Source organism: Collinsella aerofaciens, from assembly GCF_015670745.1.
Classification (GTDB): Bacteria; Actinomycetota; Coriobacteriia; order Coriobacteriales; family Coriobacteriaceae; genus Collinsella; species Collinsella aerofaciens_T.
Genome location: NZ_JADPCH010000033.1, coordinates 1 through 8,571, shown reverse-complemented (window position 1 = coordinate 8,571; position 8,571 = coordinate 1). Strand labels below are relative to the sequence as shown.

Genomic DNA, 8,571 nt, shown 5'->3' with positions numbered 1-8,571 from the left:
AACGAGGGTATGGGGACTCGTTCGGTCAGACGCACCGCCGCGTTTTGTGATCCGTTTTCCTCCGTCCCCTTCGGATTACGTGATCTGTTGGGGACGGAGGAAAACGGATCATTTCGTAGGCCCGTGGCCGCCTTGGAAACCGAATGATGGTACGAGCATCTATTCGGCTTCCAGGGCGGCCACAAACAGAACGGGGCAAACAGAAAAGAGCACGTAGACCTGCCACAGTTCACCGACAAGGCTCATGCCGGCAAGAACGGCAGAGGTGGCGATTACAGTGAGGGAGCCCAAAACGCGACCGCTTACTTTATCGGCAACATGACCGATCACAAGTGAGCCGATAACGCTCACCACGGTGGAGATGGCGTTGGAGATGTTGTACTGCGCAAGCGTGATGCCCAGGTCGCTGACGACGAGCGGCTGAAACAGGCTCATGCAGTTAACGAAAATCGTGTAGCACGTGGCCATGATGACAAAGCCGGAAGCCACCACGAGCCAGCCGGGGAAGAACTTACGCTGCTGGGACATACTGCTCCTTTTTAAACAAACGAGTAGCAAGATTGGGTGCTACCGGTGGTCGGCGATGTAGCCCAAAGCGACTGCCGCATAAGCCGCGGCGCCAAGGGGAAGCTCGGCATCGCTAAAACGTGCCTTGGGATGATGCTGAGCAAAATGCTCGTCCGTATCAGTCACGGCAGCGCCCACGGTAAAGTACGCACTCGGGATCTCACTCGAGATCAACGCGAAGTCCTCACTCGCCATGGCGTGGAACAGCGGCAGGAAGGTGGCCTTGGGCAGTGTCGCACCCACATAGCCAAGTGAAGCCTGGGTCATATTGTCATCGAGTACCAGCGGCGGAACATCCGAGAGCGTCTCGATAGTCGCCGGCGTACGATAGGTCGTGGCAACGCCTTTGACGACCTCCGCGATGCGGGTCTTGAGGTGCTCCATGAGCTTGACGTCGAAGCCACGCAGCGTTCCCTCGAGCACACAAGTGTCGGGGATGACATTTGCGGCCTGACCGCCGGCGAACTTGCCAACGGTAAGCGCGACCTCCTTGGCCGCCGGCACCTCGCGGGAGATGAGCTCCTGAAGCGCCAGATGCACATGGACGCCGGCCGTGATGGGGTCGATGCAGATCTCGGGGCTCGAGCCATGGCCGCCCTTGCCCTGAAGCGTGACGCGAAAACCGTACACGCCCGAGAGCGCCGGGCTGCCGTAGAGCACCAGGCCAAGCGGCGACTGGCTATTGACATGCATGGCAAAGGCGGCCTGGGGGCGTGGGCTCTGCAGCAAACCGTCGACGATGGCAGCACGGGCACCCTCAAAGGTTTCCTCGCCCGGCTGGAACAGCAACTTAACCGTGGCGTTGGCGTCGAGAAGCTCGGACTCGCGGGCCTTGAGCATACGAGCCGCACCAAGCAGCGCCGTCGCGTGCATATCGTGACCGCAAGCATGCATGCAGCCATTGGTGGATGCAAAGGGCTCGCCGGATTCCTCGGCAACGGGAAGGGCATCCATGTCGCCGCGGAGCATGATGACCGTACCGGCCTGCTTGTCCGTGCACGTACCGTTACCCCGAGCAGCAGCTGCCGCGCCGGCACCGATAAGGCCAACGACACAGGAGCCGTCGACAAGCACGGCATAGGGAATATCCATCTCGTCCAGACGCGCCTGGATAAAGGCGGACGTCTGCGGAAGGTTGTTACCCAGCTCGGGCATCTGGTGTAGATCGTGTCGCCACACAGCAAGCTCGTCTGCAAAAGTCTGAGCTTCTGCAACAAGACCGTCACCGATAGCGGCCTGCGCCGCTGCGGTAGCCTTGGGCGCTGGTTGCGGTTGAAAATCGGACAAAGCTGGTGCCATAGATGCCCTCCAGTAACGTTTTTGCAGCAAGCACTTTGATAGCATAAAGTGCAAGGTACAACTTTAAGGGCGACGCATAAAAAATGCCGCCCCGGGAGGGCGGCGCAACAAGTTGTTTACAATTGCGGGCGCGGCTTTTTGCGCAAAAAATCGAAGTGAGTCTCACTCAAGATAATCGACAGGAAGATAAGCACGAAGCCGGCGAGCAGGCGCGAGGTGAGCGCCTCCCCCATCAGCAGCACCGAGAACAGCACACCCGAAGGCGACTCCATCGAAAGGAGCAGCGAGCCCGTCGAGGCCGGGACATGCGCCAGGCCGACGTTTTGGATGAGCAGAGCCACACATGTGCAGCCCACCGAGAGAAACGCCATCACACTGATAAAGCTCGGCGTCCAAACGGACAGCGGCGCTTGGGTCTCGAATAGCAGCGACGAGATAAGGCTCAAGACACCATTGCCCACAAACATCCAAAACGTGATGACGTTGATGTCCATCTTGCGGCCGTACTTGGCGGTCACCGCCATCTGGATGGCAAAGAAGACCGCGCCGCCCAGCGTAATGGCATCACCGATGTTGAACTCGACGCTATCGAGCGCCACCAGGCCAATGCCCGCCAGACAGAGCAATGCGGCACCCAAGTTGTAACGCGTGAGCTTTTCGCCGCTCAGGAAATAGCTCGCAAAGGGCACGAGGATGCAGTACGTACCCGTCAAAAACGCGTTCTTGCCCGCCGTGGTCTGAGCCAGACCGACCGTCTGCAGGGCGTAGGCGGCCCACATAAGTGTGCCCATGCCAAGTCCGACGATCAGGTTGCGGGCGTTGAGGTGCGCGATGATGCGCTTGTGGAAGATGGCGAACATAACCAGCGAAGCCGGAAGAAAACGAATATAGAGCAGTTCGAACACCGGAATGGTGTCGAGCGCATCTTTCATGGTGGTAAAGGAATAGCCCCAGATGACCGCCACCGATAGCAGCAAGACCTTCCAGAAGAACGGGGAACGCGCGCCGGCGCCGCGGGAGGTGCCGCCGGCGCCCAGGTCCTCCCGTGCGACAGGGCTATCGGGCATGTTTTCGATTTCGTTGGCAGCGTATTGGGCCATGGAACATCCTCACACTCAAACTGGGCGTGGTGTCCGCACGCGTATGGCTGCGTGCCGCCTCATGGTCAAATAAAAACGAGGCGCACCGGACCCCCGGCACGCCCCGCTACTGTAGCAACAACCAAGCAACCCACGCAATCCAGCCCACTAAAGCGTTTTGTTCCGCCGTTCTACCGAACGGCGGACCGGCCGACGCTACGCGAGCCGCATTCACGCCAATCTGACGTTCAATTTCAAGGGCGCGACCAGAAGGTCAGCGCCCTTTCATTTCACGTCACCTTGGCGCAAATGCGGCTCGCTCGCTGGCATTAGTGCTACATCAGCGTTAACGTTGCCGCACTAAATTAGCTTTGTCGATTCCAGCTTTTCGATGATCCAGTCGTTGGCTTTGATGACTGGGCGGCGGAAGACGACGCCCAGGGCCAGCGACGGAATCAGATAGCTCGCCAGAATGCCCAGCTCAACCCAGTACTCCATATGGTAGGCGCCAGCCATGGCGGCATGCATGGCGTTAATGCCATGGGTAAACGGCAGGAACGGATAGATCGCCTGGAACACAGGGCCGGTCATCTCGATGGGGAACGTGCCGCCCGAACCGCCGACCTGCATGACCAGCAGCACGACGGCGAGCGCCTTGCCGATATCGCCAAACGAAACCGTAAGCGTGTAGACGATATTGGAGAACACGAGACTCGCGACCCAGCCCGCCAGCACAAACTGCAGCGGGTCGTCGCACTGGATGCCAAAGAACAGGATGTCGCCCGCACACACGAGCGTTGCCTGCAGCAGGGCCAGACCGCCAAAGAACAGGTAGCGGCCCAGGTAGATCTCGTGCAGGCGCACGGGGATGAGCTCGTTGATAAGCTCATCGTCAACCGAGACCTTCATCATGGCTGCCAGCACAATCGAGCCCACCCAGAGCGACAGAATCGTGTAGAACGGTGCCATGGCCGAACCGTAGTTGCGGATCGGATAGACCGGCTTGCGATCGAGCGCGACGGGGCCGGAAAGCGACACGGCCAGACCCTCGGGATCATTGCCGATCATCGTCTTGATCGTAGCGAGGTCATCCGACATCAAGGCGCCGTCGAGCTCGTCCTTAAACGCACTGATCTTGCCCGACGCCTCGCCCAGCTGATCAGAAGCCTTGTTGACCAGCTTTGCAGCCTTGGAGAGGCCCTTTGCCAGCGAACCGGATGCGTCGGTCAGGCCGTCTACGACGCTGTCCAGATCGCCCGAGATGCCATCGAGCGAGTCCAGGATGCCCGAAACCGTCTTCTTGAGCTCCTTGGCCTTAACCGAGAACGTGGAATCGTAGTCGGACTTAGCGCCCGAAATGCCCGCCTTGGCATCGGCGATGGCCTGATCGACCTCGGCACGCGTGCTGTTGACCTCTGCCATGCTGTCAGAAAGGGACTTAGCAGTTGCCGTCAGGTCCTTGGCGTTGTTGCGATACTCCACCGCGATCCTGCCCAGCGATGTTGCCACAGATTTAAGGCTCTCCTGGAGCTTTTCGTCACTGACCTGCTCGGCAAAGCCGCGGAGCTGGTCGGCCGTGGCGTCGATATCGTCGGCACGTGTATTGAGCGCCGCCGCGGCATCGTTGAGCTGAGACACCGTAAGGTCGACATGCTGATTCGCGGCATCGAATGCCTTCGCAAGCTCGGCGGACACGTTGTCGAACGAGCCCGCGCTTCCGTCAATCGCGGCGTTGATGGCGTCGTTGGCGGCCTTCAGCGCTTCTTTGGAATCGCTCATGCCGCTCTTGGCATGCTCCATCAACTGCTTGGTCGACTCATCGACCGTACCCGTCTGCTGGAGCATACCGCTCGCCGACGTCAACGAATCGGACGTAGAGCTCAAAATGCCCGCCAGCGACGAAGCATTAGCCTGAACGTCTTGCAGGTCCCCAATCGAATCGCCGAGCGTCGAGGACAGATTGGCGATAAAGTTGCTGACCTGGTCGGTGCTCATGTAATCGAGCAGGCTGGACACCGTCTTAAGACCGATGCTCGTAATGGTCTCGGTAAAAGATTCGTTAACCTGGTTCTGAACGGCGCTCGAACCCTTCTCGGTCACGATCTGCGCGATGGCGTTGGCCTTCTGATTCTCGTAAAACTCGATATCGGCATGCTTAACGTCGGTCGAAAAGAGCGTCATCATATCGGCACTAAACGTCTTAGGGATAACGACAGCCGCATAGTATGCGCCCGATTTGACGCCCTCGATGGCCTTTTCTCGATCGTTGAGCACAACCCAGTCGAAGTTCTCGTTACCGCGCAGGGTGGCGGTCACGTTTTCGCCCACGTTGACCTCGACGGGGATCAGATCGCTCTCGTAACCCTCATCGGTGTTGACCACGGCGATCTTAAGATTGCCGGTGTTGCCGTACGGATCCCAGCTGCCGGCGATGTTAAACCACGCGTACAGGCACGGTACGATAATGAGGCCCATCACGACAACCAAGCCGATTACGGAGCGAGACACGTTTTGGACATCGCGCTTAAACAGATGCAGGATGTTCTTCATTTATGCCTCACCTCCTTTGGAGTGCTTGCCGAGCGGGGCGTTCTTTTCATTCATCACAAACGTGTCATCCCCGTTCTCGGGCACATGGGCCGCATCGCGATGACCACATTGGTTGACAGCCTGAGTCTTGGGTTCAGACCCCCGCTCGCTCGCATTCAAGCCGAACATGCGACGAGCGGCCGGAATGGCGGCCGTGTGCTCGCGCATCTCGCGGCGCAGGTCCTCATCCGAAAGCGCCGAGATGCGCATCTGGGTGTTGAGGCTCGAGCGGATGTACTCGATATTGATAAGCCAGCCGCAGATGGCAATAACCGAGATGATCCAAATGACAAGCAGGATGATCTTGCCGTTATTGTCGATATCGAGAACCGTCGACAGGACAAAAAGCAGGACCTGAACGCCCACCACGGCGGCAAAACCGCCCTTGATGTAGTACGGGTAGCGATGTTCAAAGGCGACCGCATGATCGAGCAGTTCGCGACGGTACGAATCGGAATCGAGCATGACACGCATGGCCGTGCGCAGCGAGTAGCGCTGGCGCGGCAGGTCGTTGGACTCGCAAATCATCATACCGGTCGTGGAAAGCTGTTTATCAAAGAGCAGGTTAAGGTTGAGCAGCAGCGGACGCAGCTGCAGACCGATAAAGAGCGCCACGATCAAGAACACGCCCAGAATGCACAGGTTAAACAGGTAGTTAAACGAGTACATGCCGCCGACCGTCTCGCGCAGCAGATTGATGCCGTAGGTAAAGGGCAGCAGCGGGTGCAGCCACTGGAAGAAGCCGGGCATCATCTCGATGGGATACATGCCCGACGAACCCGGAATCTGCACGATGACGAGAATGACGCCGATTGCCTTGCCGATGTGCTTAAACGTAGTGGACAGCGCATAGATGATATTGACGTAGGTGAACGAGATGGCGATGCCGCCCAGCACGAACAGCAGCGGGTTGATGCACTGCACGCCAATCACCAGATCGCCTACCGTAACGATGGTGGCCTGGAGCGCGCCCAGGATCACCAGGAGCATCCAACGGCCGAAGTAGCCCTGGCGCGCCGTAAAGCCGCCAATGCCCTCGCGATCGACCTCGAGCTTGTAGATGGCGATGAGTACGTAACCGCCCACCCAAAGCGCCAGATTGGTGTAGAAGGGAGCGATGCCCGAGCCAAAGCTCTTGACCGGATAGATCGACTTGGACGTCAACTCAACCGGAGATGCCATGAAATCTGCCACGTCATTGACATCGACGCCCATCAGATCAGACAGCTCGCCCATGGACTCGGAGGTCTGCAGCGCCGCGATGTCGTTGGCAGCGGTCGCAAGTTTGTTCTGAACCTTGGCAAGTGAGGCATCGGTCTGGGACAGCGTGGTCTTGGCCTGCTTGAGCGTGGCATCGAGCTGCGATAGCGTACCGCGCGCATTGGCGATTGTAGGCGTGAGGCCCGACACGATACCGGTTAGGTCGCCCGATACAACCGAGAAAGAGTCGAGCGCGCTGGAAGCCTTCGGCAGCGCGTTTTGACCCAGGTCCGTCTGGGCCTGGCCAAGGTTGGTCGCACCGGTCTGGATTGCGTTATTGATAGCGTCGCTGGCGCCCGAGACAGCCGCGGCGTCATTCGCCATGGCGCTCGACTGCGCAGACAGACCGTCCTTGATGCTCTGAAGCTTTTCATTCTGCTCGCGGAGCAAATCGATGGTCGATACAATGCGCGCGTCAATTTCCTTGGAACCTGTCGACGTGTCATTAACGAGAATTTCCAAGTGCCCGATAACGGCCTTATTGTGGTCGATCGTCGCTTGGAGAGACTCAAGCGAGTTGTCGATGCGGGTGGTCGTAGATGTGACCGCGCCCGTCAGCTTGCCAATCGCAGCGTTCGCGGAGGCTGACGTCTTGGTGAGCGCAAGGCTGCCTTCCGAGAGTGCCTTGGAGAGCGAGGCGACAGAGTTGCCCGCCGTAGCGCGCGCCTCGCCCAGCAGGTCATTGCCCTGAGCGATTGCCTGCGTTAGAGAGGGCGTCTGACCCTGCAGGCCCGCCAACGCGGCATCAGCCGAGGCGATAGCGCCACTCGTCTTATCGATGGCGGCATTCATGTCGCCAATCGAATCGCGCACCTCACCCAAGGTACCGGATGCCTCTGATACCGAACCAGCCAACGAATTCTGAGTCTGGGTTGCTTTGTCCTTTAAATCGACCCCGGCATCCTTGGCGATGCTGGCAACGGTCTCGCCCACTGTGGAGACAAATTCCGAGTTGATCTGCTCCTCGATGGTGCTTGCACCGGTGTCGGTAACCTTGGGCGCAATAGCACTCTTCTTCTCATTGACGTAGTACGTAAGCTTGGGCTGATGGTAGTTGCCGTCGAGCATCGAGACCAGGTTATCCGAGAAGTTCTTAGGGATTACGATGGCCGCATAGTACTCACCGCTCTCGACGCCCTCCTTGGCGTCGGCCGCCGAATCGACGAAGGTCCAGCCCAGCTGATCGTTCTCCTTGAGCTGATCGACGACCTGGTCGCCCGCGTTGAGCTCGCCCACCAAGTCGTTTTGGGTGCCCCGATCGTTGTTGGCGATGGCAATCTTGATACCCTGGGTGTTTCCGTACGGATCCCAGTTAGCCACGATGTTGTACCAGGCATACAGCGAGGGAATGACGCACACGCCCAAAGTAACCACCAGGGCGACGGGGTTCACGAGCAATCGCTTGATGTCGCGCTTAAAGATCGCAAAGGAGACCTTTGCGTTGGATAGTTTGCTGCCGAGACTCACGCTTGGACCATCCATCCTGTCGTTGAATCGAATCGTACTATCGACAACCATTGTAGTAGGCGCTTTAACGTCTCAAAGCACAATGGTGTTGAGTTTTGCGGGTAGCAATATACTACGAAGATGAGTTAACGTACAGATGTACAGTATCCTAAATTTCAGCAGGTCACAAAACCACAACCCGCACAAATTATCAATCCGACCAGTCATTGGGGACGTTCTTAAACGACTAGTCGTTTAAGAACGTCCCCAATGACTACTTTTCCTCCGTCCCCAAGGGATCATTATTGGACCGCCGATGTTTTGGTAATGC

The 8,571-nt window shown here is 58.2% G+C and carries 5 protein-coding genes; all 5 read right to left on the bottom strand.

Annotated elements, in window-relative coordinates:
* Positions 1-159 precede the first annotated feature (159 nt).
* Positions 160-528, bottom strand: a complete 369-nt coding sequence (locus I4W07_RS08945; protein ID WP_196026407.1) for an MFS transporter — start codon at positions 526-528, stop codon at positions 160-162.
* A 39-nt stretch (positions 529-567) separates the two neighbouring features.
* Complete coding sequence (locus I4W07_RS08940) at positions 568-1,866, bottom strand: M20 family metallopeptidase (protein WP_117839795.1); 1,299 nt, start codon at positions 1,864-1,866, stop codon at positions 568-570.
* Positions 1,867-1,982: 116 nt separating this feature from the next.
* Positions 1,983-2,966 (bottom strand): DMT family transporter, encoded by a 984-nt coding sequence (locus tag I4W07_RS08935; protein WP_196026406.1) that lies wholly within the window; start codon positions 2,964-2,966, stop codon positions 1,983-1,985.
* 339 nt (positions 2,967-3,305) lie between these two features.
* The gene (locus I4W07_RS08930; RefSeq protein WP_196026405.1) at positions 3,306-5,495 is read right to left on the bottom strand and encodes a YhgE/Pip domain-containing protein; all 2,190 of its coding nucleotides are present in this window, start codon (positions 5,493-5,495) and stop codon (positions 3,306-3,308) included.
* The gene (locus I4W07_RS08925) at positions 5,496-8,261 is read right to left on the bottom strand and encodes a YhgE/Pip domain-containing protein (protein WP_271739785.1); all 2,766 of its coding nucleotides are present in this window, start codon (positions 8,259-8,261) and stop codon (positions 5,496-5,498) included.
* Positions 8,262-8,571: the final 310 nt, after the last annotated feature.

Excerpts from the sequence above, each read along its gene's own strand:
- I4W07_RS08940 (WP_117839795.1), bottom strand. The coding sequence starts at position 1,866 with ATGGCACCAGCTTTGTCCGATTTTCAACCGCAACCAGCGCCCAAGGCT.
- I4W07_RS08945 (WP_196026407.1), bottom strand. The coding sequence starts at position 528 with ATGTCCCAGCAGCGTAAGTTCTTCCCCGGCTGGCTCGTGGTGGCTTCC.
- I4W07_RS08930 (WP_196026405.1), bottom strand. The coding sequence starts at position 5,495 with ATGAAGAACATCCTGCATCTGTTTAAGCGCGATGTCCAAAACGTGTCT.
- I4W07_RS08935 (WP_196026406.1), bottom strand. The coding sequence starts at position 2,966 with ATGGCCCAATACGCTGCCAACGAAATCGAAAACATGCCCGATAGCCCT.